The 26,903-nt window shown below is 44.6% G+C and carries 22 protein-coding genes; 12 read left to right on the top strand and 10 right to left on the bottom strand.

Annotated elements, in window-relative coordinates:
- Positions 1-3 precede the first annotated feature (3 nt).
- Positions 4-486 carry a hypothetical protein gene (locus GX419_05875; protein NLI24214.1) on the top strand — a complete coding sequence of 161 codons (483 nt, stop codon included), beginning with the start codon at positions 4-6 and terminating at the stop codon, positions 484-486.
- Positions 479-2,167: an ABC transporter ATP-binding protein gene (locus GX419_05870; protein ID NLI24213.1), complete on the top strand. Its 1,689-nt coding sequence runs from the start codon at positions 479-481 to the stop codon at positions 2,165-2,167. The genes GX419_05875 and GX419_05870 overlap by 8 nt, the downstream gene beginning before the upstream one ends.
- A 2-nt stretch (positions 2,168-2,169) precedes the next feature.
- Here the strand turns inward: GX419_05870 and GX419_05865 are convergent, their stop codons facing one another.
- Positions 2,170-4,509: a penicillin-binding protein gene (locus GX419_05865; GenBank protein NLI24212.1), complete on the bottom strand. Its 2,340-nt coding sequence runs from the start codon at positions 4,507-4,509 to the stop codon at positions 2,170-2,172.
- Positions 4,510-4,595: 86 nt separating this feature from the next.
- On the opposite strand from GX419_05865, the gene topA reads away from it, so the two are divergent.
- From topA to gldN, 7 genes are all read left to right on the top strand, one after another.
- Positions 4,596-6,923, top strand: coding sequence for a type I DNA topoisomerase (gene topA / locus GX419_05860; protein ID NLI24211.1), 2,328 nt, complete (start codon positions 4,596-4,598; stop codon positions 6,921-6,923).
- A gap of 6 nt (positions 6,924-6,929) precedes the next feature.
- Entirely contained in the window at positions 6,930-8,093 is a 1,164-nt protein-coding gene (locus tag GX419_05855; protein ID NLI24210.1) for a formimidoylglutamase, read from the top strand.
- 162 nt (positions 8,094-8,255) lie between these two features.
- Positions 8,256-9,188, top strand: coding sequence for a type IX secretion system membrane protein PorP/SprF (locus tag GX419_05850; protein ID NLI24209.1), 933 nt, complete (start codon positions 8,256-8,258; stop codon positions 9,186-9,188).
- A gap of 83 nt (positions 9,189-9,271) precedes the next feature.
- Positions 9,272-10,603: an SUMF1/EgtB/PvdO family nonheme iron enzyme gene (locus GX419_05845; protein ID NLI24208.1), complete on the top strand. Its 1,332-nt coding sequence runs from the start codon at positions 9,272-9,274 to the stop codon at positions 10,601-10,603.
- A 30-nt stretch (positions 10,604-10,633) separates the two neighbouring features.
- The gene (gene gldL, locus GX419_05840) at positions 10,634-11,608 is read left to right on the top strand and encodes a gliding motility protein GldL (GenBank protein ID NLI24207.1); all 975 of its coding nucleotides are present in this window, start codon (positions 10,634-10,636) and stop codon (positions 11,606-11,608) included.
- A 38-nt stretch (positions 11,609-11,646) separates the two neighbouring features.
- The gene (gldM, locus tag GX419_05835) at positions 11,647-13,275 is read left to right on the top strand and encodes a gliding motility protein GldM (protein ID NLI24206.1); all 1,629 of its coding nucleotides are present in this window, start codon (positions 11,647-11,649) and stop codon (positions 13,273-13,275) included.
- Between the two features lie 3 nt (positions 13,276-13,278).
- Positions 13,279-14,151, top strand: coding sequence for a gliding motility protein GldN (gene gldN, locus GX419_05830; GenBank protein NLI24205.1), 873 nt, complete (start codon positions 13,279-13,281; stop codon positions 14,149-14,151).
- Positions 14,152-14,269: 118 nt separating this feature from the next.
- Here the strand turns inward: gldN and GX419_05825 are convergent, their stop codons facing one another.
- Positions 14,270-15,367, bottom strand: a complete 1,098-nt coding sequence (locus GX419_05825) for a mannose-1-phosphate guanylyltransferase (GenBank protein ID NLI24204.1) — start codon at positions 15,365-15,367, stop codon at positions 14,270-14,272.
- A 115-nt stretch (positions 15,368-15,482) separates the two neighbouring features.
- Here GX419_05825 and GX419_05820 point away from each other — a divergent pair, with 115 nt between their 5' ends.
- Both GX419_05820 and GX419_05815 read left to right on the top strand, forming a co-directional pair.
- Positions 15,483-16,226, top strand: a complete 744-nt coding sequence (locus GX419_05820; protein ID NLI24203.1) for an ABC transporter permease — start codon at positions 15,483-15,485, stop codon at positions 16,224-16,226.
- A complete protein-coding gene (locus tag GX419_05815) occupies positions 16,223-16,981 on the top strand; it encodes an ATP-binding cassette domain-containing protein (protein ID NLI24202.1) in 759 nt (252 codons plus the stop codon). Before GX419_05820 ends, GX419_05815 begins: the two co-directional genes overlap by 4 nt.
- Before the next feature lie 66 nt (positions 16,982-17,047).
- Here GX419_05815 and GX419_05810 read toward each other — a convergent pair whose 3' ends face one another.
- Genes GX419_05810 through GX419_05795 form a run of 4 tightly spaced genes read right to left on the bottom strand, consistent with a single transcriptional unit; the run spans position 17,048 to position 19,838 of the window.
- Entirely contained in the window at positions 17,048-17,548 is a 501-nt protein-coding gene (locus tag GX419_05810; protein NLI24201.1) for a hypothetical protein, read from the bottom strand.
- An 18-nt stretch (positions 17,549-17,566) separates the two neighbouring features.
- Positions 17,567-17,881, bottom strand: a complete 315-nt coding sequence (locus tag GX419_05805) for a TusE/DsrC/DsvC family sulfur relay protein (GenBank protein ID NLI24200.1) — start codon at positions 17,879-17,881, stop codon at positions 17,567-17,569.
- 21 nt (positions 17,882-17,902) lie between these two features.
- Positions 17,903-18,586 carry a DUF1641 domain-containing protein gene (locus tag GX419_05800; protein NLI24199.1) on the bottom strand — a complete coding sequence of 228 codons (684 nt, stop codon included), beginning with the start codon at positions 18,584-18,586 and terminating at the stop codon, positions 17,903-17,905.
- A 19-nt stretch (positions 18,587-18,605) separates the two neighbouring features.
- Entirely contained in the window at positions 18,606-19,838 is a 1,233-nt protein-coding gene (locus tag GX419_05795) for an NAD(P)/FAD-dependent oxidoreductase (protein ID NLI24198.1), read from the bottom strand.
- A gap of 139 nt (positions 19,839-19,977) precedes the next feature.
- Here GX419_05795 and GX419_05790 point away from each other — a divergent pair, with 139 nt between their 5' ends.
- Positions 19,978-20,661: a Crp/Fnr family transcriptional regulator gene (locus GX419_05790; protein NLI24197.1), complete on the top strand. Its 684-nt coding sequence runs from the start codon at positions 19,978-19,980 to the stop codon at positions 20,659-20,661.
- 11 nt (positions 20,662-20,672) lie between these two features.
- On the opposite strand, the gene GX419_05785 is transcribed toward GX419_05790, so the two are convergent.
- From GX419_05785 to GX419_05770, 4 genes are all read right to left on the bottom strand, one after another.
- Positions 20,673-20,927: a DUF4834 family protein gene (locus GX419_05785; protein ID NLI24196.1), complete on the bottom strand. Its 255-nt coding sequence runs from the start codon at positions 20,925-20,927 to the stop codon at positions 20,673-20,675.
- Positions 20,928-20,992: 65 nt separating this feature from the next.
- Complete coding sequence (locus tag GX419_05780; protein NLI24195.1) at positions 20,993-22,468, bottom strand: conjugal transfer protein TraF; 1,476 nt, start codon at positions 22,466-22,468, stop codon at positions 20,993-20,995.
- A gap of 20 nt (positions 22,469-22,488) precedes the next feature.
- Entirely contained in the window at positions 22,489-24,156 is a 1,668-nt protein-coding gene (locus tag GX419_05775; protein NLI24194.1) for a hypothetical protein, read from the bottom strand.
- A 56-nt stretch (positions 24,157-24,212) separates the two neighbouring features.
- Positions 24,213-26,903 carry a hypothetical protein gene (locus tag GX419_05770; protein NLI24193.1) on the bottom strand — a complete coding sequence of 897 codons (2,691 nt, stop codon included), beginning with the start codon at positions 26,901-26,903 and terminating at the stop codon, positions 24,213-24,215.

The following is a 26,903-nucleotide window of genomic DNA, read 5'->3' as shown; positions in this document are numbered from 1 at the left end:
ACCATGCCTTCCTCACATGCCGGTATTCCCCTCCTTCACCCCGATTATAAACCCGGAGTGCCCGTCTTCCGGATTGAGGATCCCGCTATTCCTTCAGGAGAAATCTATCATTTCAGCACACAAAGCGGACTGCTTTACGAAGTGCAGTTTGGACGAAAAAGAGACAATTATTTCGGATTTGTGATCAACTTCGGCGTTCTGAACGAATCGTTCGAAAATGAATACGCCATGACCCACGAAAACGAGGCTTTCCGCATAATCGCCACCGTAATTGAAATCGTCCGGCGCTTTTTTCTTCAGCACCCGCTTACCGAATATTTTGAATTCAACGGAGAATTCAGGGAAACGGAGAAAAACAAACCATCCAGTGTTCGTACCCGCCTTTTTTACCGAACGGCATCACGGGTGGTTCACCCTGCCTACTGGAAAGTCGAAATTCAGGGAAACAGGGTAATAGTCATCCGCAAACAAACACCTCATGGATAACAATGTCCTTCTGGATGTGAACCATCTGACCATTGGAACTTTGTCTCCGGGTGAAACCAGGGTAGTAAAGGATATTTCTTTCCGGCTTCTTAAAGGGGAAACCCTGGGAATTGCAGGTGAATCAGGAAGCGGAAAATCGTTAACGGCCCTCTCTGTTCTTGGATTACTGCCTCCTCCTTTCCGGGTCCTCTCAGGCAACATCTGGTTCCAGGCAACCGGAAATCATCGTTTGGATCTATGCCGGCTTCCTGAAAAAGACTGGAGAAAAATCAGAGGAAAACAGATCGGTATTGTCTTTCAGGACCCCATGACATCCCTGAATCCTTCCCTGACCTGCGGATTTCAGATCAGAGAGGCATTGCGTGCCTGCGGAAATATTCCATCAGAGGATCTGCACGGGCAATGTCTTCGCCTTCTTTATGAAACCGGCATACCGGAACCTGAAAGAATCAGCATAAGTTATCCCTTCCAGCTTTCAGGCGGACAGCGGCAACGGGTTATGATTGCCATGGCTGTGGCAGGAAACCCTCAACTGCTCATTGCCGATGAACCAACCACCGCTCTCGACGTTTCCCTGCAGAAAGCCGTAATAGAACTTCTGAGAAATCTCTGCACCAGCCGGAACATGAGCCTGATCTTCATATCGCACGATCTGCGTATCCTCAAAGACATAGCTCCCAAAATCGTTATCATGCATAACGGCGAAATTATCGAAGCAGGCAATACTGCGCATATTTTGCAGAATCCAGAAACTGAACCTTCACAAATTCTTATCAGATCAATTCCTCCGCTTGATTATCGTCCTCACCGGCTTGGCCTGCCGGAAAAAACCAGACATTCTCCCTCCTTCAATACGGCACATGGTAATCTGGCAGAAAACATAACTGAGCAAAATGCCGGAAACCATATCCTTCTCGAAGTAAAAAATCTCCAAGCCTGGTATGAAAGGGACAAGTTTCCCTGGGGCAAACATATTTATCCCGCCCTGCAGGATGTTTCCTTCCGCCTGTTGAAAAACGAAACCCTCGGCATCATCGGAGAATCAGGTTCCGGAAAAACAACCCTCGCCCGAAGCATTCTCGGCCTGATACCCAATGTTTCCGGAGAAATACATTTTAACGGCCTGCCCCTTCATGCGAAAAACAGAAAAATGCCCGCCAATGTGAGGAAGAAAATGCAGATTATCTTTCAGGACCCTTACTCCTCGCTGAATCCAAGACATACTGTACAGATGATTCTGGAGGAACCTCTGTTGGTCCATGAAACCTTGCCAAGGGAGGAGCGCACGAAAAAAGTGAAACAAATGCTTGATCAGGTCAGACTGCCTGAAACAGCCCTCCCAAAATATCCGCATGAATTTTCCGGCGGTCAGCGGCAACGGATAGCTATTGCCCGTGCTCTTATCCTGAATCCCGACCTGGTTATATGTGACGAATGCGTGGCGTCCCTTGATGTATCCATTCAGGCACAAATCCTCAACCTGCTCAGCGATCTGAAAGATGAACTGGGCCTATCCTACCTCTTTATTTCGCATGATCTGGCCGTGGTAAAATATATGGCCCCGCGCATCATCGTTCTTCGTAACGGAATAATAACCGATGCCGGCTACACCGATGCCCTCTGGAAAAAACCCGAAAGTGACTACCTGAAAAACCTGATTGATTCGCTGTCAATCGTTTGAAATTACTCAAAACTATCTTCCCCTTCCGCCGGAGGCACATACTTCTCTCCACAGTCTATCGAGACATGAAAGCCTGCAGGAGCCTCAAAATCAGCGTCATAAACACCAAGACTCTTGTTTTCAAGAATCTTTTTCATATAAATTGCCCAGATGGGAAGCGCCATGTTGGCCCCCTGGCCCATACTGATTTCATCAAAGTGAATGGAACGTTCCTCGCCCCCTACCCATACTCCCGTTACAAGATTAGGAGTGAACCCGCAGAACCAGCCATCGGAATGGTTCTGGGTGGTTCCCGTTTTTCCTGCAATCTGATTGGTAAAATTATAACGGAATCGTAACCTGACAGCCGTGCCGTGATCAACAACTCCCCTGAGCATCTGCACCATAAGATAGGCTATGTTTTCCGGAATCGCCTCTACGGATTCGGGCTGAAAGGTTGACAGAACATTGCCGTTTTTATCTTCAATCCTGGTTACAAAAAGGGGTTTGATATATACTCCTTTGTTGGGATAAGTTCCGTAAGCTCCAACCATTTCATACAGGGTGATATCGGAGGTTCCCAGCACCAGAGAGGGAACCGGGTCTATAGGACTTTTGACACCCATTTTTCGCATAATATCCACCACCGCCTGCGGATTATACTGCTTCATCAGCCAGGCCGAAATATAATTGACCGAATTGGCCAGGCCCCATTTCAGGGTAACCATCTTACCGTCATACTTCGAAGGTCCTGAGTTTTTTGGTGTCCAAACGGTATCTCCAATCACAAAGGAAACCGGCCGGTTGGGAACCTGCTGGCAGGGTGAAAGCCCTTCCATCATGGCCAGGGTATATATAAAAGGCTTGATGGTCGATCCCACCTGCCTCCTCCCTACCATCACATGATCATACTTAAAATGCTTGAAGTTTACCCCTCCTACATATGCCTTTACATATCCGGTCAAAGGATCAACCGACAAAAGGCCCGCATGAAGAAAAAACTTATAGTAGCGTATGGAGTCCCAGGGGGTCATCACAGTGTCCCGTTCTCCATCCCACGAAAAAACCCTCATAGGAACAGGAGTATGAAAAGCCTTCCGGATCGAATCAGGTGAAACCCCGCTTCTCCACATTGTACGGTAGCGGTCAGAACGAACCATCGAACTGGTAAGAATACTTTCAATTTCCTTTGACTGCAGTTCCTTCGCAAAAGGAGCATTCTTCCGTCCCTTTTTTTCTTTCCAGAATGCCGGCTGAAGATAGCTTCCGATATGCTCCCTGACAGCTTCTTCAGCATACTTTTGCATGGTAAAGTTAATGGTCGTATAAATCTTCAGCCCATCCCGGTACAAATCGTACGGTTCTCCGTTCGGCTTAAAATGTTTATTGCACCATCCATACAACGGATCGGAAGCCCATCTGGCAGAGTCTTCAGAATAGCTGAGAGGATTCCGGAATGCCTCCCTTTTGGGTTCCGTCGCACTCATGATCTGCCGCAGATACTCCCTGAAATACGTTCCATATCCCTCTGTATGATCCTGAACATTATAATGCAACTCTATCGGGAGGGCAATAAGAGAATCCAGTTCATGATCAGTAAGAAAACCGTATTTGTTCATCTGGGAAAGAACAATATTCCTTCTGAATAACGCCTTTTCCGGATTGAGAATCGGACTGAATTTGGTCTGTCCCTTCAGAAGGCCTATCAGAAGAGCCGCCTGTTCCACCTTCAACGAATCAGGACTTGTATTAAAATAGGTTTTGGCCGCTGATTTGATTCCGTACGACTGGTGCCCGAAAGGAACAGTGTTTAAGTACATGACCAGTATTTCCTTCTTGGTATAGTTCCTCTCCAGCCTTACAGCTATGACCCATTCCTTGAATTTGGATTTCACCAGAGCCCATTTACGGGCTACAGCCCAATGATAATCAGCCGTATCGCGCGGAAACAGGTTTTTGGCCAGCTGCTGGGTAATCGTGCTGCCCCCGCCAGAAGTCTTCTCTCCCAGAAGAATCGTCCTCACCATCACCCGCGCCAAACCTCTGATATCAATTCCGGCATGGCGGTAAAAACGTATGTCCTCCGTAGCAAGCAACGCTTTTTCGAGAACGGGCGTCAGCTCATCAAAATTGATAAAACTCCTGTTCTCAACGTAAAACTTGCCCAGCAACTGACCATCCTCGCTGATAACTTCCGAAGCCAGATTGCTGCGCGGATTCTCAAGATCGGCAAATGAAGGCATAAAGCCCAGCCGGCCCTGGATGATCAGATAAAAGATCAATGCCAGGAAAACAAAAGGAGTAGCAAACGCAATCCAGAAAATACGAAGATAAAGTCTCTGCTTTTGCCCGTCAGCTTGCATAAATTTGAAGGTTGGGCCAAAAATAGCAATTATTTGATTTAAAATTTTCAACTTTGCGGGTCGTTAACATATATTAATATATCGGTATGCAGGAAAACCTCGTTATTGTAGAGTCACCCGCCAAAGCCAAAACCATTGAAAAATTTCTCGGAAAAGATTTCCTTGTAAAATCAAGCTTCGGACACATTCGTGACCTTTCCAAAAAAAATCTCGGCATCGACATTGAACATAATTTCAAACCCGAATATGTTATTTCCGATGACAAGAAAAAGGTTGTAGCTGAACTGAAAAAACTTGTAAAGGAAGCAAAACTGGTATGGCTTGCTTCAGACGAAGACCGGGAAGGAGAAGCTATTGCCTGGCACCTTGCCGAAGTTCTTCAGCTGAACGACGCTCAAACCCGCCGGATTGTCTTCAATGAAATAACCAAAGATGCTATCCTCAATGCCATTAAAAAACCGCGGAACATTGATCTCAATCTGGTTAATGCCCAGCAGGCCCGCCGTATTCTCGACCGCCTGGTAGGTTTTGAACTTTCCCCTATCCTCTGGAAGAAAATTAAGCCTGCTCTTTCAGCCGGCCGCGTCCAGTCAGTTGCTGTGAGGCTTCTCGTTGAAAGAGAAAGGGAAATCAATGCGTTCCAGTCTGTCTCCTACTTCAAGGTTACAGCCCTTTTTGAAGTCAAAGATCCCAAAGGATCAGCGGAAACATTCCCTGCTGAATTGTCAGTCAGATTTCAATCAGCTGAGGAAACACGAAAGTTTCTGGAAAAATGCAAAAACGCAGCATTCCGGATAACCGAAGTTACAACAAAACCCTCACGAAAATCTCCTCCACCGCCTTTTACTACCTCCACCCTGCAACAGGAAGCCTCCAGAAAACTCGGATTCTCAGTTTCCCAAACTATGACCCTCGCCCAGAAACTCTATGAGGCAGGAAAAATTACTTACATGCGTACCGATTCAGTGAACCTTTCTGACCTTGCCCTGAACGTCAGCAAAAAGGTTATTGCCAGCGAATTCGGTGCCGAATACTCCCAACCAAGACAGTACAAAACAAAAACCAAAGGGGCACAGGAAGCACACGAGGCAATCCGGCCTACCTACATTGAAAAGGAAACAATTACCGGATCGGCCGCTGAAAAAAAACTCTATGACCTCATCCGCAAGAGAACCCTCGCCTCCCAGATGAGCGATGCCCTCATCGAAAAAACCACCGCCGTAATTGAAGCTCCGGGAATTGATGAACACTTTATTGCTACCGGGGAAGTCATTAAATTTGACGGTTTCCTGAAAGTGTACAGGGAATCGGAAGACGAGGAAGGAGAAGAAAAGAAAGGGAACTTTCTTCCTCCGCTCCGGCAAAACCAGGACGCCCTGCTTCAGTCAGTCAATGCCGTGCAGAAATTTACCTACCATCCTCCCCGCTATACCGAAGCAAGCCTGGTAAAAAAACTGGAGGAACTTGGAATTGGCCGGCCTTCAACCTATGCACCCACTATCTCTACCATCCAGCAACGTGGGTATGTAGTCAAGGAAGACCGCCCCGGAAAACCCCGCGATTATATGGTGATTTCCCTGTCAAAAAACAAAATCACTGAACAGATTAAAACAGAGATCACCGGCGCCGAAAAAGCCAAACTCTTCCCCACCGATATCGGAATGATCGTTAACGACTTCCTGGTGCAAAACTTCCAGGATATCCTCGACTATAACTTCACAGCTACCGTCGAAAAAGAATTTGACCTCATTGCCGAAGGCCAGCTCGAATGGACAAAAATGATCCGCAAATTCTACAGTTCGTTCCACAAAAAGGTAGAAGAAACCCTTACCAGCAAGGAAAAATCAAAAGGAGAACGGCTGCTCGGAACCGACCCCGAAACCGGCAAACCTGTCTTTGTTAAAATCGGCCGTTTCGGCCCCATGGTCCAGATCGGAGATGCCAACGACGGAAAACCTCGGTTTGCTAGCCTGGTCAAAGGACAAAGCATGGATTCTGTCACCCTTGAAGATGCTCTCGCTATGTTCCGGTTCCCGAGAAAACTTGGCACATACATGAAATCGGAAGTCACAGTCGGAATCGGACGATTCGGCCCCTACATCCTTCACGACAAGAAATTTTACTCGCTCAACAGAAATACCGATAATCCGTTAACGGTTACCCTTGAAAGAGCCATCGAAATTATCGAAGAAAAAAAACAAAAGGATCAGAATAAACTGATCAAGGAATTTCCTGAAAAACCCGGATTGCGCATTCTTAACGGACGCTATGGCCCGTACATTGCATTTAACAACGAAAACTACCGGATTCCCAAAACGAAAAATCCCGCTGAACTCACTCTCGATGAATGCATTGCCATCATCGGGAATAAGGAAAAAACTCCCCGCAAAACCGTTCGTAGAAAAAAATCATAACAAACCATGAAGCTGTTCCCCGACTATTTTGATCCGGTCAGCCTTGATAAGCCTCTGCTGGAATTTCTGCCAAGGGATTATACCTTCTCTGCCAATATTAAGGTCCACACAGCCGGAGCAAAAGCCGGCGACCTTGCAGATTACCGGGTTGCATTGCTGGGAGTTCCCGAGGCAAGAAACAGTCCTGCTTCCGGTTTTGCCATGGCTCCCGACAAAATCAGGGAAGCTCTCTACCAAACGGCACGGATCCCCAGAAACATTAAAATTATTGACCTGGGAAACATCAAAAGAGGACAGACTGTAAATGACACCTATGCCGGACTCACAGACGTGGCTGTTGATCTTCTTCAGAAAAACCTTACCATTGTTGTACTGGGCGGAAGCCAGGATCTGACCGTTCCTCTGTTCAGAGCCTACAAAAAACTACGCCGGCCCTGCTCCCTGCTGGTTATTGACAACCGTCCTGATCTGCTTCCCTCACCTGATAAATCAGCCCATTCCTTTAGCTTCCTGCGAACCATCGTTCAGGAAAAAGCCAAAATTCTTCACCAGTCTACTTTATTAGGCTTTCAGCAATACCTCACCGACAAATCAGCCATCGATATCCTCGAGAAGCTTTATATGGACCCGCTTCGCCTTGGTCAACTCCGCGAAGACATTAGCCGTTCCGAACCGCTGCTGCGCGATGCTGATCTGGTAAGCATTGATATGAACGCTGTACGCTACGCCGACGCGCCGGGCACCTTAATACCCTGCGCCAACGGATTATATGGGGAAGAATTATGCCAGCTGGCACGATACGCAGGACTGGGAGGAAAAACTTCCGTATTTGGCGTTTTTGATATACTTCCTGACCACGACCCGTTCAATGTTACGGCTCAACTGGCAGCCCAGACCATATGGTATTTTCTGGAAGGGCTCTCCCAGAACCTCTATGAAAATCCTCTTGAACAACCCGAAAAATTCAGAAAATATATTGTCGCCAACGAAGAAATACCCACCGACCTCACATTCTACCAAAGCCTTACCACGGAACGCTGGTGGATTGAAGTTCCCCCGGAATCTGCCGATAAGAAACCCCTGGTATATTCCTGTGGCAAGGAGGATTATGAAGCAGCCTGCAACCACCAGATTACAGACAGATTATGGAGAATTTTCAGAAAATCTTAGTTGCGTTTTTTATTGATATTCATTTCTTTATAAACACCTTTTCCCTTTTCAGGCCTCAGGTTATCAACATCTAATTGTTAATAATATTTGGAGGTATACAATAATTTTACTTATTTTACTGTTTTCAAATTAAACCGGAACAGTTTACCCCCGGATTATATTATGAAAAGGCTCTCCGGTACACTGATTTTTCTGCTGGCTGTGAATGGAATACTGCATGCACAGCAGGATCCTATTTTCAGCCAATATATGTTCAATAAAATGACATTTAACCCGGGATTTGCCGGTATCAGCAATATGATCTGCCTTGGGCTTGATACAAGGCAACAATGGGTTGGTATTGACGGAGCGCCACAGACAACCGTTTTCCATGCCAATACTCCTTTCCGGCCATTCGGAATTCCCGGCGGCATTGGCGTTAACCTTATGAGCGATAACATCGGCTTCGATAAAGACCTTGCTATCGCCCTGGCCTATGCCTACCATATAACTCTCGGCGAAGGAAAACTCGGTATCGGAATCAATGCGGGTTTGCTGAACAAAGCTCTTAACGGGGCACAATGGAAACCTCCTGTGCAAACCGAAGGAGATAATGCTATCCCCAAGGATGGAGAGAGTGCCTTTGGTTTTGATATGGGCCTGGGTACTTTTTACGAAACTGATAACCTTTTTGCCGGTTTTTCCGTAAAACACCTTGTGAGTTCAAAAATGAATTTTGACCAGGCCACTACCCAATCCCGCATGCACTATTATCTCATGGCAGGGTACAAAATGCAATTGCCGAATCCTGCCTTTGAGATTCAACCCTCAGCCCTGGTAGCTTCAGATGCAAAAAACTCACAGGTAACATTAAACACAAATATTGTGTATAATCAGAAATTCTGGGGTGGAGTTGCATACCGTATGGGCGATGCCCTCATCGGCATGCTGGGACTGGAGATTTTTAACGGTATACGGGTTACGTATTCCTATGATTTCTCCATGACCGATCTGCGGAAATACAACAGCGGTTCCCATGAATTCAGTGTAGCCTATTGTTTCCGCATGAAAGTGGAAAAATCTCCTCAGAAATTTAAAAGCGTTCGATTTTTATAATTTTTTTTTACTTTTATATCAATTTTGCAGAAACTATATTGTAATAAAGAAAATAACAACCAAAGAATAATACCTGACGTGTTATGAAAAAGATCATTGGCCTGACAGTTATCTTAGTGCTTATCACCAGTTGCGGAGGATCTGACAATGGTGAACTTACAGGAGTTCCCGGCAGGGAAAAATACTTTGAACCCGATCCTTACGGAATGGTATTTATTCCTCAGGGAAGCTTCAATATGGGCCCCAGTGACCAGGATGTACCCTGGGCCGAAAACGTTACTTCCAAAACGGTTACCGTTGAAGCTTTCTGGATGGATGAAACCGAAATTACCAATAACGAATACCGCCAATTCGTTTACTGGGTCCGCGATTCCATCATCCGCCGCATGCTGGCCGCCCAGATTGAGGATTTCGCCATTTCCGAAGATGCCTTCGGAAACCCGATTGATCCTCCATACCTGAACTGGGAAACCAAAATCGATTACAAAGACGAAGAAGTCAATAACATTCTTCAGGAGCTTTACCTTCAGCCGAACGAACGTTTCTTCGGCCGCAAAGAGCTTGATACCCGCAAACTGATGTACGAATATTACTGGATTGACCTTCAGCAGGCGGCCAATAAGAATAACCGCTACAATTTCCAGACAAAACAATACCAGGGCCAGGTTACCAATCCTGAAGGACAGAAAGTGGATATCACAAACCGTTCTGCCTTCGTCTTCAGGGATGTTATCAATGTGTACCCTGATACCCTCTGCTGGGTTGCCGATTTTACCTATTCGTACAATGAACCTATGACTACTATGTACTTCTGGCATCCGGCCTACGATAACTACCCCGTTGTTGGAGTAACCTGGAAGCAGGCCACCGCTTTCTGCATCTGGAGAACAAAATACCTGAATGATGCCCTTCAGAAAGATGGCCGTTATTTTGTCCATGATTACCGCCTGCCCACCGAATCAGAATGGGAATATGCCGCCCGCGGAGGACTTGACCTTTCCATGTATCCCTGGGGAGGTATGTATACCCGCAACTATAAGGGATGCTTCCTCGCCAACTTCAAACCCCTCCGTGGAAATTATTCCGACGACGGCGGTGTTACCACAATGAAAGTCGGTTCCTTTGAACCCAACGAATGGGGCCTCTACGATATGGCTGGTAACGTAGCTGAATGGACTGCCAATGCGTACGATGAATCTGCCTATATCTTTACCCACGACCTGAACCCGGATTATAAATACAATGCCAAACCCGATGATCCTCCTTCCATGAAACGTAAAGTGATTCGCGGAGGATCCTGGAAAGACATTGCATACTATCTCCAGTGCGGCACACGTTCATATGAATACCAGGATACCGCCAAATCATACATCGGTTTCCGTTGTGTGAGAACGTATCTTGGCAGCAATAAATAAACCTGTTGAAAAACCTGTAAACTTAATACTATGGCCTTCAGCTTAACCGACCTCGTCCAGTCAACCGGCTGGAAAAACTTTATGGCCAAGCTCTATGGTATCGGAGCTTCGGTGGTAATTATCGGCGCCATGTTCAAAATTCAGCACTGGCCTGGAGCAGGTGTTATGATAACCCTTGGATTGAGTACGGAAGCAATCATCTTCTTCTTCTCTGCTTTCGAACCACTTCACGAAGAACTCGACTGGACGCTCGTATACCCTGAACTGGCCGGAATGACCGATCCTGATGAAATGGAAAACTATCGGGAAGCCCTTACTGCCGGCAGGGCAGGTTCCGTGCTCGAACGATTTGACCAGATCGTCAGCCAGAGCAGTATCTCAGCCGAGGATTTTAACAAACTTAGCGAAGGCCTGCATAAAATTAATGCTACTGCAGCCAAGATCTCTGAAATTACAGATGCTTCCGTAGCAACCAATGAATATGTCAGCAACTTTAAATCTGCTGCCCAGGCCTTGAGCAATATGGCGGTCAATTATACTACAAATACTCAAACACTGCAGGAATCGGTCAACCTCCTCAGCCAGTCATATCAGCAGACAGCTGAAGCTGTTGCCAGATCAGGCCAGGAAATTTCAAATCACATCGCACGTTCCGGAGAAAACCTGGCAGGTACTTATGAAAAACTCACACAGTCCATTGCCGCTTATCAGGAAAGTATTAATAACGGGGGTAAAGGATATTCAAGCCAGCTCGAAACCCTCAATAAAAACCTTGCTGCCCTGAATGCTGTCTATGAACTCCAGCTGAAGGAAACAGACCAGCACATTAAGGAAAATCAACAAGTGTTCGGAGAACTGGGTTCCATGATGAAAAACCTCAAGGAATCCGTGGAGGAAACAAAGAAGTACAGGGAGGAAATGGCAAGATTGAGCGAAAACATCGCTACCCTGAACAATATTTATGGCAATATGCTTTCTGCCATGAATGTTGTTAGTAAAAAATAAACCAACATCTGCCCTAAATCTAATAGTTCTCAAGTAAAATGGCACACGGCAAAGAAACACCAAGACAGAAGATGATCGGGATGATGTACCTGGTCCTTACTGCCTTACTCGCCCTTAACGTCTCCAAAGACGTTCTTAATGCTTTTGCCCTGGTAGATGAAGGATTGTCGAAAACCAATGTCAACTTCTACGAGAAGAATGCCGTAATTTATGACCAGTTTGAAAGAGCGGCAGCAGAAAACCCGGTCAAGGCTGGTCCCTGGCTTGAAAAAGCCAACCAGGTAAAACAACTGGCCAACGACCTGTATAACAAAATGCAGGACCTGAAAATTAAAATCATTCAGCTCGGTGACGGAAAAGATGCTCCCGCTATTGGCAAGGACGGGGAAATTTACACCGATAAAATCCAAGCGAAAGATAATACTGACAAGCCGGCCCAGATCATGGTGGGCACCAATAATAACGGTGAAGCGAAACCCCTCAAGGCACAAATTGATAACTTCCGCAATATTCTGCTGGGAATGGTCAAGGATGATGCACCCAATGTAAGAGCAGCTATAGAAAAAGCTCTCGATACAAAAGATCCCCCGCCCAAGGAAGGAAAAACCGAATCATGGGAATCGGAACACTTTGAACATATCCCGCTGATTGCAGTTGTTACAATCCTGTCGGCTTTGCAGAACAATGTCCGAAATGCTGAAACCGAAATTCTCCGCTACCTTTACAATGAAATTGATGCCGGAGCCTTTAAGTTCAACAAGCTGGAAGCTATCGTCATCCCGAATTCAAACTACATTGTTCGCGGAAATAATTACGAAGCCAAAGTATTTATTGCAGCATCCGACAGTACGCAGGATCCAACCATCCTGGTGGGTAGCTACAAAAAAGTTGTGCGCGAGGATGGTACAATTGACTATGAAATGACGGGTCCCAGCCAGCAACTTCCTGTTGATAAGGGTGTTGGAGTTTACAAAGTGCCCGGAACCACAGTAGGAAATAAAAAATGGGGCGGACTGATTGTACTGAAGTCTCCTTCCGGTGGTCCTGATATCAAACGCCCGTTTGAATCGGAATATATCGTTGAGGAACCTTCCATGACCGTTTCGCCTACCAAAATGAACGTATTTTACATGGGTCTTGATAACCCGGTTGAAATATCGGTTTCCGGCGTGGCTGCCGATAAGGTAACTGCTACCATCAATAACGGACGCATACGAAAAATCTCCGGTAACCAGTATATCGTAAATCCTGAAAGGGCCGGTTCTGCCCAGATACGGGTTACAGCCGATATGGGCGGGAATCAGAAAAGAGATTTCGGCTACAAGGAATTCCGCGTAAAAATGTTGCCTTCACCCGTTCCTAAAGTTGGTGGATTGCGGGGAGGAAATATTGCCCGTTCTACTTTGCTCGCCCAATCAGGAGTTATAGCTGAAATGGAAAATTTTGAATTCGAAGCAATAGTAAAAGTCGTTAGCTTTAAAGTTTCGGCAAAGGTTGGCCAGTTCGACATGGAAGCTACTTCCAACTCCAATAAATTTACCCAGGAACAGCTTAATATACTCGAACGCCTCGGAAAAGGCTCCAAGGTATATTTTGAAGACATTAAAGCATCACTGCCCGATGGCAGTACCCGCGATTTAGGATCAATCACTTTAAAAATAATTTAACCTATGAGAAGCATTGTTGCCATATTCCTTGGTTTGACGTTTGTGGTCGCAGCTCAGAATGCAGCGAAAGCCCAGGATCTCAAAAAGGAAGTGTACGATAAGATTCACATACCTAACAAAAAGCCTATTCCCTATCCTTACACCAGGGAAGCGGATGTTATGTGGTCAAAAATCGTCTGGAGAACCATTGACCTCCGCCAGAAAATGAATCTGAATCTCTATTATCCCTTACAGACAATAGGGAACAGAATGAACCTTGTCAACCTTCTGCTGTGGGGTATGGATTATGAAGGCTTGAAGGTATATGACCCCTATGATGAAAACAATGAGTTCAAAATGGAAACCACCAAGGAAGAGGTTGACAAGCGCCTTGGTGTACGCATGGATACCATCCTTGTGGAAGACCCTGATAACCCCGGTCAGATGGTGAAGAAAGTTTCCAAAATCACCAGGAATGACCTCATCCAGAATGTCAAGCAGATCAACATCAAGGAAAAATGGTTCTTTGACAAGAACTACAGCACCCTTCAGGTTCGCATTATTGGCATCTGTCCGGTATCCATTACACCCCGACTCGACGAGCAGGGCAATCCGACAGGCGATTACAGGACCATTCCCCTGTTCTGGGTCTATTATCCCGACGCCCGCAATCTCCTTGCCAGCCACGAAGTATTTAACCGGCATAATGACGCACAGAATGTATCTTTTGATGACCTTTTCATGCAACGCCGCTTCGACAGCTATATCTACCGGGAAACCAATGTCTACAACAACCGTCTGATAAGCTCGTATGCACGTGGAGTTGATGCTCTTTATGAATCAGAAAGAATAAAGAACTTTATATTCAACTTCGAACACGACCTCTGGGAATACTAAAAATTTGCTTCTGTGAATAATAGAAAACGGTTGGCATATAGTCAACCGTTTTTCATTTTTTGGACACCAGATAAGGATACTATTAATTGACTCCTTCCAACAACCATATTATTATTTCTTACATATATTCATCTCCTTTACGAAGCTTTACATCATTGACAAACTGCCTGATTTCCTGTTCCTGGCTTTTGCGGCATATCAGTAAAATGCCATCCGATTCCACCACGATGTAACCCTGCAACCCTTCAATAACAGCCAACTTCCCCTGCGGAAGATTAATGATGCAGTCACTGATATTGTAACCAAACACACTGTCTCCTTTAACCGAGTTCCCCATCTCATCCTTTTCCTGGTGCTCATGGAGGGAACCCCAGGTTCCAATATCAGACCAGCCGAAGTCGGAACAGAGAACATATACATTGTCAGCCTTTTCCATAATGGCATAATCAACCGAGATGCTTCTGCACTGAGGATAAACACCCTCTATGAAGTTTTCTTCCGTATTGGTTCCATACACATTGTTCCCTTCTTCAAAAAGGACGCTGACTTCCGGCAGGTATTTTTCGAAGGCCTGAATGATTGACTTTACCGACCACAAAAAAATACCGGCATTCCAGAAAAACTCACCGCTTTCATAAAATACCCTTGCCAGTTCGGCATTGGGCTTCTCGGTAAAGGTTTTTACTTTCCTTATTCCTGCACGCTGCAATGCAGTACCATTATCATTGCCATTAACCTGAATGTAGCCATAGCCTGTCTCCGGCCTGCTGGGTTTTATTCCCAATGTGAGAAGTGCATCATTTCCCGCCGCAAATTCGAGTCCTTGCTGCACTGTACGCAGGAATTCCTCTTCCCTTGTTATCAGGTGGTCAGAAGGGGCTACTACCATGATGGCATCCGGATTTTCCGTCCGAATCCGGTAACTTGCATACGCCACACAGGGAGCAGTATTCTTTCGCAAAGGTTCCAGCAAAATATGATCTTCTGCTACCTCCGGAACCTGCTCTCTGACCAGTTGTTTATAAATCTTATTGGTTACTATATATATATTCCCGGCTGGAATGATCTTCGAAAACCTGTCATAGGTCTCCTGAAGAAACGTACGCCCGGTTCCAAGAATATCAAGAAACTGCTTCGGACGAGCTTCTCTGCTTAAAGGCCAGAATCGTACTCCTATTCCTCCGGCCATAATTACGCAATACTGGTTCTTGTTCATGAAGTGGAGAATTTGTTTTCAGTATAAAACGCTGCAAAAATAGGAAAAATATAGTACCGGCAGGAGATTGATTTCAATACCAAATTATTTGTACTTTTGACCAAAACATGCAGAAATGAAGTCCCTGGAACTTTTCGGAAAATACTGCCTGTTTATATATAAGGTGTTTTCCCGTCCGGAAAAATCGAAGATTTATTTCCAGCAAACCCTGAAAGAAATTGAAAAGCTGGGAATTGATTCGGTAGGTATTGTCATCATTATTTCGGTGTTCATGGGGGCTGTTGTTACTCTTCAAACCCGATATAATCTGGAAAACCCACTGATTCCGTTGTATCTTATCGGGCTTACTGCGCGCGATACCATGCTCCTTGAATTTTCATCAACCATGGTAGGGCTGATCCTGGCAGGCAAAGTCGGTTCCAATATTGGCTCGGAAATAGGTACAATGCGCATTACAGAACAAATTGATGCCCTGGAAATCATGGGTGTTAATTCAGCCTGTTACCTGGTTTTACCAAAGGTAATCGGAGCGATGTTCATTAACCCGTTTCTCACCCTGATCAGTATGTTTACAGGTATTGTCGGTGGATATCTCGCCTGTGTTTTTACAGGGGCCCTAAGCCCTTCGGATTATATATACGGCATCCAGTACTGGTTTATTCCTTTTTATATTACGTATGCTCTCGTGAAAACAGTAGTTTTTGCCTTTATTATAACCACAATTCCTTCCTTTTATGGATATTATGTTGAAGGCGGCGCATTGGAAGTGGGAAAAGCCAGTACAAAGGGTGTAGTGTTCAGCAGTATTTTTATTCTGCTCGCCAATCTTCTTATTACCCAGATAATGCTGGCAAAATGATCGAACTGAAAAGTGTAAATAAATCATTCGACGGAATCCCGGTTATCAGGGACTTCTCGGTTGTCTTTGAACCCGGAAAAACCAACCTGATTATTGGCAGGAGCGGTTCCGGAAAAACTGTCCTGCTGAAATCCATTGTCGGTCTCCATCCCATCGATTCCGGAAGCATTTTCTTTGATGGACGCGACTTCACCAGAATGTCATTCCATGAAAAAAAGGAAATCAGGAAGGAATTTGGTATGCTTTTTCAGGGGGCAGCATTGTTCGATTCGGCTACGGTTGAAGAAAATGTCATGTTTCCGATGGATATGTTCACTGAATGGACTCTCGAGCAAAAACGTGAGCGTGCAAACTTCTGCCTGAAGCGGGTGGACATAATCAACAAAAACCAGCTTTATCCCGCTGAACTAAGCGGAGGTATGCGCAAACGGGTAGCCATTGCCAGGGCCATTGCTCTGAATCCCAAATATCTGTTCTGCGACGAACCCAATTCAGGCCTCGACCCCCAGACCGCTATCCTGATTGACAATCTGATCAGCGAAATCACCAAGGAATTCAATATCACTACCATTATTAACACCCACGACATGAATTCCGTTATGGAGATCGGAGAAAAAGTAGTTTTTATCCATAATGGATTCAAAATGTGGGAAGGCTCAAAAGATGATATTCTCGACGCTGACAATAAAGAACTCAGCGATTTTATTTTCGCTTCCAATATGGCTAAACGCATCCGAGATTATATGACAAAATAGCTTCGGCCTTGCTCAAAAGAAAAAGGGGATGTCGCGGCATCCCCTTTAATCAGATCCATTCGATTTTTAAACAAAAATTATCTGGGAACCCTCTCCACCGGCTAACTCATAAAATTCACCTACCGTCAGAACCCCCTTTACATGGTCGGAAAGGTCTTCCTTTGTCAACTTGAACATATCCATAGCCAGCTTGCATGCATAAACTTCCCCTCCACCTGCGGTAATCATGTCAAAAAATTCACTGACGGGGGGAATATCCAGCTTTTCCATCTGGCTTTTCATCATGGCCGAAACGCCGGCTTCAACACCGGGAATGATTCCAAGCAGGGTTGGAAAAGGAAGGCCTCCCGGCATGCGAAGTGCAGGATTTCCGACTACTGCTGTATGCAGTTTATCCATGCGGTTCTTGGTAATAGCATCAAGCCCGAAGAAGGTAAAGAACATTTTTGCCTCAATTCCTTCCATCACTGCGCCATTGGCCAGTACCAGTGCTGCATATACGTCCTCAATTGTCCCTTTGGCACATATTATGCAGACTTTCTTAAGTTTATCTGATTTTTCAGCCATATTATATTGATTTATAGGTTAAACACAACTTGTTGGTTTGGGCACTCCGGCAATCTTCGTTGCCTTTTTAAGAGGTGCACCGGGAAACAATTCATAAAACTGCTTGATGTCAACCACCCCCGATTTGTTCATCGCCCGGATGGTCAGTTGTTCGCCGGCCATAACTTTCGACCTGATATACTCAAGTACGGCATAATGTTTATCGGTAAGCTGCTCGATACCCTCTTCACGGGCAATTTCAGCCGCCATTTCACGGGTCCAGTCAGAAGGATTTTTAAAGTATCCTTCTTCAGTTACTTCTACTGTTTTACCAGCATAGGTTTTTGTTGCCATAATTTTTTGGTTTTTACGTTATTACATTGATTGTTTATCTGTTTCTGCTGCCATCTGTTTCATAAACGTGATGGTAAAGCCAATTGCCTTTTTCATCTCGGGTGAATTCAGCTCCCTTATTAACTTCCAGAGCGAATACCGGGGAATCTCCTTTTGCCCGACAGTGTTTCCGTAAGCCTTCAGGGCTTGATTCAGAGCTCCGGTGACTCCGGGTTGAGGAAGATTCTTCATGGTTTCAAGAAGGGGAAGAATATTTTCTGAAAGATCATGAAGGTCTTTGGCCGAAAAATTGGTTACAATCTTATCGATCAATGCCATAAGTTCCCTCATAAATTCAAAATAGCCTTTGGCTTCAAGCTCATGCAGTTTATTAATGGCATCAAGCCCTGCCTGATGAAGAATAGGACCAACATCCCGAAGCAGGTCATCGGCACTTTCAACAAGATCCAGCAGTCGGCTGAATGTCTCAATATTACGTAACAGCCTGATGCCAAAACCTGTCAACTGATCATAATCAATTGCGATCCCGGCTTTATCGAGTTTTTCAACCGCTGTTGCCGATAAATCCTTTCCGATCAAGGAAATGTCCTGCATCAGGTCCTCTGTTTCCTGCCTTCTGCGCCGCTGATGCAGCATTTCTTCCATCAGAAAATCCAACTTGCTGTTCATCTCGGCAAGTTGTTGTTCAACCGGAAGTGTATTCATGGTTTCCATTTTCATTGTATTATCCGATAATTTTTCCGGCCATCGACATCTCATTGCTGATTGGCATCTCTTTGCCCTTCAGAAGAAGGTGCCAGTAAATCCAACGGAAAATGAGTTTCCCGTAATGATTCATCCGTGTTTCCTTAAGAAGGGAAAAAGGACCAACACCGGGAAACGGATAGTAACCCGGCAGCGGTTCCGTTTCATAATTGAAATCAATCAAGGCACCCTTGCCATCACCGGTTTCAATATAGCAATTGGAATGCCCGTCGAATTTAGCTGTAAACGCACGGTTCTCAATGGCGCACATCAGATTTTCAAAAACTACATCAGACGAAAAATGTACAACAGATCCGGCTTTTGAAGTAGGAATATCCGAAGCATCACCTATAACAAAAACATTCTCAAACTGTTTTGAACGAAGTGTATAGGGATCAGTAGGCACAAACCCAAGATCGTCGCCCATTCCACTACGTATGATGGCTTCTGATCCCATATGCACCGGAATGGTAACCAGGCAGTCAAAAGGCACTTCCTGCCCTCCATAGTCTTTTATTGTCTTCCTTTCATTATCAACCTCACTGATGTAAAAGTCAGGCACAATGTGGATGTTTTTTTCTTCGAGCATGCCCCCCAGTACTTTGGAAGCCCTGGGTTTGGTAAATGCGCCCGACATTGGTGTCACATAATAAATATTAACCTTGCTGCGCATTCCTCTCTTTGTGAAAAATGAATCGGCGTACATGACAAATTCAAGAGGAGCAACCGGACACTTAAAAGGAAGTTCTGCAATGTTGACAACCAGATTGCCTCCCTCACAGCGTTTGAAAAAATCCTGCAAAGCCAGCGCGCCTTCAATATTGTAAAAATCAAAAATCCGCTTGTGCCAGAGTTCCCCCTTTAGGCCGGGCGTTTCTTCAGGAACAGTCCGTGAACCCGTTGCTATGATCAGGTAATCATACCCCAGCACAGTTCCTTCTTTCAGGAATACTTTGTTTTCGTCAGGTGCAATGCGATCAATTTCCGAAAATATAAGGTTCACCCCATACGGAATAAAATCATTCTTCGGCTTGATTACATCCTCTTTTTTGTAAATTCCAAAAGGAATAAAAAGAAAACCGGGTTGGTAGTAATGCGTTTTTTCCTGATCAACAACGGTTATTTCCCATTCCTCCCTCGGAAGAGCTTTCCTCATCTTATTGGCCATGATGGTCCCTCCTGTACCGGCACCAAGAATCAGCAATTTTTTCATACTTTTAGTGATTAATTATTTTGATTACAGTTTCTGTTATTTTTGTAACAAAAGTAAACCCTGCCATTGGAACAATTGTTTATAATGAGCATGATAACTATCATAATATGATATTTATCATACCCATAAACCAAAATGTATGACCGGGTGTAACTGTGAAAATTGCGAATTAAAAGCCCTGTTTTTCCAGAATGTTTCTGAAAAGGAATTTGCTCTTCTGTGTGATACCCGTAAAGAGCGTAACTACAAGAAAGGGGAAACGATTATTGAACAAGGGGCAGAAATTAAGGAATTCAGTTACCTGAAAACCGGTCTTGTAAAACTGTATAAACATCTTGACAACGGGAAAAATCAGATCATCAAAATAGCCGGACCACTCGATTTCATCAATCTTCTCAGCATCTTCAGCGACAGATATTTTCAGTATTCTGTAGCGGCTCTGGAAGATACTACTGTTTGTTATGTAAATTTTGAAACGGTGAAGGAAATGGTGAAAAAAAACGGGAATTTTGCCTTTGACCTTCTCAGAAAAATGAGCCGGATGACGGATGAAATCATTAATACCACCCTTGAAATCAGCCGGAAAAACCTTCGCGGTCGTATAGCTTTCGTCCTCCTTTACTTTGCCCGCTCGGTATATAAAAACAACACATTTGAACTTCCGGTTTCACGCAAGGAAATCGCCGAATTTATCGAAATGACCCCGGAAAATGTAATCCGTATTCTCTCCGAATTCAGAAAAGATGGGATTATACGAATAAACGGAAAAGAAATTTCTATTACTGACGAAAAACGCCTTTCGGTTATTGCAGAGCTCGGATAGGGAGTGAGGGCTTATTTCACTTCTTCGTAGTCAACGTATTCTCCTTCGTCTTTCCGGATCTTCTTTGCGGGGCGGGCAGAGGTATCAATGATAACTGTACCTTCCTTTTTCTTATATGTCCGGTAAAATTTCTCCCATTCTTTCTGCTGTTGTTTTCTCAGCCGTTCGGCTTCTTTTCTGTCACCAAACAACGCTCGGTCAATAATGCGGTACAAATAGTAAAAGAGAATGAAATAAAGAAAAAATTTCAGCAGTAACCTCAGCATCCGATACGAATTTGTGAGGCAAAGGTAGTACAAATTTCACTAACCTCGGTTGTGAATGCCTCGCCTTATTCAACAAGAGGGATATCCCTGGTCAAGGCTTTTTTGGGGTTGCAACCAAAGACAAGATTCAATCCGATTCTGAAGCTGAATGCTTTAGCATACATCGGAACAGGAATCCCCCAGTTTTTCTCCTTATCAAATGTTAGCGGAATATGGTCAAAAAGCATATACCACTGGAACGGGCCGGGCTTGAACATCAAACCAAAACCCAGATCATGGTATTCGTTATTCAGTAACGAATAATTGACTGTTGTACCGAAAAATCTTCCCGCCCTCAGGTTCGCCGACACGGTTATCTCATTGATGACCTGCTTCTGAAAAATTTCCAAATGGTCCATTATTCCCAAAGAAATCCCCTTCGTTAGATTCAGCGTAGCCCCGCCCATAAGGTGCATCGGCAACCGGGTAGTATAAGGATTTCTTAAATAACTGAAAGCGAATGAATTCTTAAGAGTATCCAGCAATGCCTGGCCGAAATCCGATGTGTCTTCTCCTGATACAAACCCGCTCATGTCAACACCCTTGAATGCATAAGAAGTATTCTGCGTCATGTTGTAGGTATAATTTTTCCACCGGATAAAACCTACATCCAGCAGACTAACTGATAAGGTTATCAGTTTAACGGGAGAATATTCCAGGCCCAGGTCAAAGGCAAAGCCAGGATTCGGCTTACGAAGAAAAACATCGGTAAAGTCACTGGCCTTAGGGTTGGTAAACGACATGTTGCCAAAATCAAATTTTCCCGCACTGTCAGAGGGAATATCTGAAAAAGGAATGCTTCCGTATGCTCCGAAATCGGAGTTAATCAGCCAGTTATCCTCGAAACTGGTTTTCACTGTAATTGATGAGTTCCGGGTATACAGATTTCCCTGGCCCAGCAATATTTTTCCTTTGATACCGGCGTTAAGCTTCCCTTCCAGAAAGGAACGGGAAACGCCAAGGGCAATTTCACTGTAAACTGAAGCATTAACAGCCAGGGAGCTCAGGTCAAAATCCCGCGGGTTTCCTTCCCTGTCAAGTGAGAAATAGACCGGCAGGGAAGGCAGATCTTTTGGATAATTGAACCGCACAAACGCCTTTTCACTCAGGTCAAAAGTGAAATACATTTTCCCTGTCCTGAACCCAAAGGAAAAAATTCCGGCGCTTACGTCGGTATTCAGGTAATTCTTCTTCTCCAGAAAATTCGACAGAAATTTTTCTTTGTCTGCCTCAGGATGCAGAAAAAGAATGGTAGAATCCAGCGTGGGATTATAAAAAAGAACATCGTGCGGTGCAAGGGCATTGTTGTCAAGTGAAACCTGCAGAGGTGAAAGCCCTGGGAACCCGATATAAAAACGGCATCCCGGCTGATAGGCAGGATTCAGAATATGAACCTGGGGCAAACCCTTCATGAAATACATGGTATTGCTGTATTGTGCACCCGCATGGGAAACACTCAGCAGCGCAACAGCCATAATGAGTAATCGGCGCATATTGTCCATGGAAACCATTTTATTACCGGTTAGGGAATGTTGTCATTATTGATTCTCAGCAGGGCCTTTGCGGCAAGTTTAAAATCCAGCTTATAATAATCATAAAATTTCACCTTGAGCGAAGGATTTGTCTGAAAATCGGTAGTATTCAATTCGGCACTTACAATAGCATACCGGGCATTTTCGATCCGTTTAATTTTATCCTTTCCAATTCCGGCATAGGTTTTCTTTAATGTTTTTCCGGTTTGCTGATCAACTGTATAATCGGCCGAAAGCTTACCTGAAGGTACCTGAGGCAGGCTGTTAGAATCAAATAAGCTGTCAAGCACCTGGTACGAAGCATCAACAAAGGCAAGCTGAACACCTACGTTCAGCGGCAATCCGTTATTGACCTCCAGATATAAAACGAGTGTATCAATCAGGCTTCTTTCCTTTTCGCCCAGCATGTTCTGAAAATCAAAATCAATGGTATCCCTCAGCACAAATTCACCCGCCCGCAACCAGACCGGCAGTACCACATTTACTGAGGCTGTAAACCGGCTGGTATCAAGAACAAAATTCATGCTGCCTGCTTTTGAAATATCCGTATAAGCCCTGGTAGTAAAATGGATTTTATTGGGTTCCGTCTGCATTACATCTCTGAACGGAGGGTTTGAATTTTCAAACGTAAACAAGGTTTGCTTTGAAAGCCCAATTTCATTTAAAGCCGGATAATTAATCTGAACGGGATTTTCTTCCGGAGGGAACGAAATCGGTACAGTAATATTCTGCCGCTCCGAAGAAGAATAAACATTCGTAAACTCCATCAGAATAGGCATACCATAAGCATTATCAATCTGAACTGTAAATCTGGGGTCTTCAAACTCGATTGTACCTCCTATTTCTGATTTCTCAAACAAATTGACCAATATACTGCTTTGTTGCGCCAGGAATTCTTTATAGCCAATATTGCCATAAATCAGCCTGAAACCAATGTTCAGCAAACCCAGATCAATGGTCACCTGGTCACTGGACTGCAAGGGTTGCCCATCATCCGAGTAAAGGGTCAGCGAAAAATTCAAAGGAAGCAATGTACTGTCGTTCCGGTGAAGCAGATGAAGCGCAAGACCGCTCAGACTGCGGTCAAATTCTCCCTGGTAGGTCCCTGAGGTATTGCCAATGTAAAATTCTTCTTTCCAGGCTTTCCCGTTTTTCAAAATATAAGACGAGGAGACAACCAGCCTTCCGGTATGCCGAAAAGTGGACTGAATACTGAAATGAAAATTTCCCGCTTTCAGGATAATACTGTCAATCCGCTCATCGGGCTGAAGACTGAATGCGTAATCCTTTGATTTGTTCAGCACAACACTGTCAGTTATTGTAGGCAGTGCTATTTCGGAACGAACAAAAAACTGATCAAAATGCTGGTCAGGAATACTGACAACATCAGATGCCTTGAGAGAAAGAAGCTGAGAATTGTAGCTGAGCTCCAGCAAGCCTGATGCATCTTTTTTGACAAATCCTGTCGAATCAAAACGGGCAATCAGGTCATCCATTCCAAGGGAGCCATATCCAAGGGGAAGAGCAATTCCGGGTGTCAGTTCAAACCGGTCTGAAAAATGTTCGAGGTCAATTGTATCCTTAATGCACCCTCCCGCGCCAACCAGCAGAAAACCTGCCGGAAGGACTCGTAACAGGAACTGAACGATTTTTTTCATGGCAGACCAGGGTTAATTTGAATCAATTTTCTCACAAGGAAGTATTGCGGCTGAATTTATTGTACGATAAAATTACACAAAAAGTTATTCTGCACAGCAATCAGGCGGAATTTTTGACCAACATCAACCGGAGGCAGAAATACCGGCAATGCGGAGCATGCAAGAGGAAATCCTTTCAATACTGTTCCTTCAGAATTAACAATCCAAAGCAGATCTTTTTCATCCGACCATACGCCAAGAAATACTTCCCCGGCCGGATTTTTATAAGGCAATACATTGGAAATAACAGAACCATCACCTTTGAAAAACAATCGTTTCCCAGAACCAACCGATTGAATAAAAACGGAATCCCCCAGTACAAACACCATCTCATTCATACCATCCCGGTTAATATCTGAAAAAAGAAAACCATGATTTTTGTTCCCGCTGGAAATGGTATCCTTATTGCACTGACCATTGGGCTTGATGAAGTAAACAATACCCGTGGTATCCGTTCCGATAAACTGGTCTCCGGTGGCACGTTTCCATAGGAACAACGGATTGGCAGAGGGAACGAAAGAACATTGAGGTTGCATCCGCACACCGCCCCTTCTGTTGAGAAAAATCCAGCCTTTCTCTGTCGGAACAGCCAGATAGTCAAGCGTTCCGGATGTGAAATACTGTATAGGACCAATGGCATGCAACGGTTGAGCCGGAGAAATCCAGCCTTTCACCTGCTTTCCGTACTTATCAAGACAATAGATTTTCCCGTCGGTTCCGTTATATACTATCCGGTAATCTCTTTTCTGTTCATAATCAAAAACAACAGGGTCATTCCTCGCGGCAGATGGTAATTGCACAGGGAATTTTTCCACCTGTTTCCCGTTTCTGTCGATCAGGTACATTGCAGTACGTGAAAAAATGAGATATTGCAGCTTGCCGTTCCGGTAAAAATCAATTTGCCTGATCTGCCCCACGGGAGTATCAGATAACCGCACTTTCCATAAAATTTTCCCTGAAGAACTTAGCAGGGCAAGTGTGTTATCCTGGCAAAGAACCAGCAACTCCTCCAGTTTTGTGATATGGTTGATCACCTGAAATACTTTAACAATCAACGCATTGTCGATTGACAATTTCCAGATTGTATCCATCGGTTTATACACGGAAACCGGCTTTATCTGAACAATCGCATTGGCATACAGGTTACCTCCGGTACTCGTCAGCTGAATTCCTATATTTCCGCTACGTCTGTCCGTCTGCACCACAGCGGAGGACGTTGGATAGCGAAGCCAGGCAAACAATACACCTGCTGTATCGAACTGTTCACAAAATCCGTTGAAACGCGCCTGATAGAAGAGGGTTCTCTGCTGAACATAATCGTTTGCCAGGGAAGCCAGAGCCGAAGGTGAATTTCCCCATACAATGGCATTGTTGATGACAGTAAAATAGCTGTTTTCTGATTTACCTACCGGAAGACCGAAAATATACCTTGTAAGAAATGGTATTTCGGAGCGATATATTCTGAACGACGAACCATCTTCGGTACGAATGGTTTTTTCAGGCAAAATGGCACTTTCCTTGCCGGAACGTTTAAGAAGGGCAAGGCTTCTTTCCGCAGCCGACTGATCTCTCACTTCGAGAAAATGAAAAACATTTTCTGTCAGACCTGTAGCCGAATCACCCACTATACACATTGCCGCATGATGACCTGCTATTTCACCAAAAAGCTGTTCAAGGTCTTTCCCGTAAGTTTTGGCAAGTACCTTAAGAGTGTTTTTATGGGCTTCCCTTCCTTTCTGATTGTCAGAATGCAGAAAATCCTTGTGAAAAAAATCGGAAATGGTATCGAAACTGAATGTCATAAAGGATTTCGTTCCGGAAGGGAAATACCGTAATAGAAATGGTTCTCTTGGTTTCTGCTTTACAAAATAATTTCCTGTTGCTCCAAGGGAATCAGTGCTGAATAGTATACCAGAGAAAAACATTGTTTGATTGCGGACAAAAACATCCATTACCGACCATTCAGCCAGATGCTGGATCAGAACAAGCTTTTCCGGGTCAAGGGAAGGGCACAGAAGCTGAAAAAACTCACCCAGAAAGAGATGATGAACAAACAGCGAAACGTTTACGCTCTTTCCTGCGGCATTGATAGCCTTCTTCAGGGTCTTATTTTCTGACAGTGACTTCTTTTTCTGCAGGCAGAACAATGCATTTTCAGCCAGCACAGGTGAGTTGCTGATAAAAAGATGGCCCCGTACTGGTATGGCAGTGAAGCTGATATTTTCCCCTGGTACAGTAATGTCATAAATTTTAACGAAGCCCAACCGACGGGTACTTATATTGTTATCCTGAAATCGCCTGCTGAGAAAGGAACGGAATTTCTTTTGCCAATGCTCCCTTTTGGGTAATAAATGAAACAGTATTCCTGTATTTCCTTTTCCTTCCCTGTGAAAGGAAATCAGCACCTGCTCACCAGGAAACACAGGCGAAAGCAACGAATCGGAATACCGGAGCAAGGGCAGAAGTCCTTTCTGAACAAATGAGAATTCGGGCAAATTTCCTTCTAATTCAAGGGTTGTGATTTCTTTGCCGAACAATGAAACATCACGAACACTGAGAAGAATGGCGGCATTTTCAGGAATTCCATCCCAAAGAGTATTGCCTTTCTCAGGCTGTCCCGTCTGAAAAAGAATAACCCCGCCAATGATTATAATTATGGCAACCATTGAGGCAGCCAGGATAGCCCCCCGTTCTGTAAGCCACTTCAC

The sequence above is a fragment of the Bacteroidales bacterium genome (assembly GCA_012517825.1).
Lineage (GTDB): Bacteria > Bacteroidota > Bacteroidia > Bacteroidales > JAAYUG01 > JAAYUG01.
Note: the sequence above shows the minus strand (reverse complement) of the source record. Positions and strands in the feature narration are given on the sequence as shown.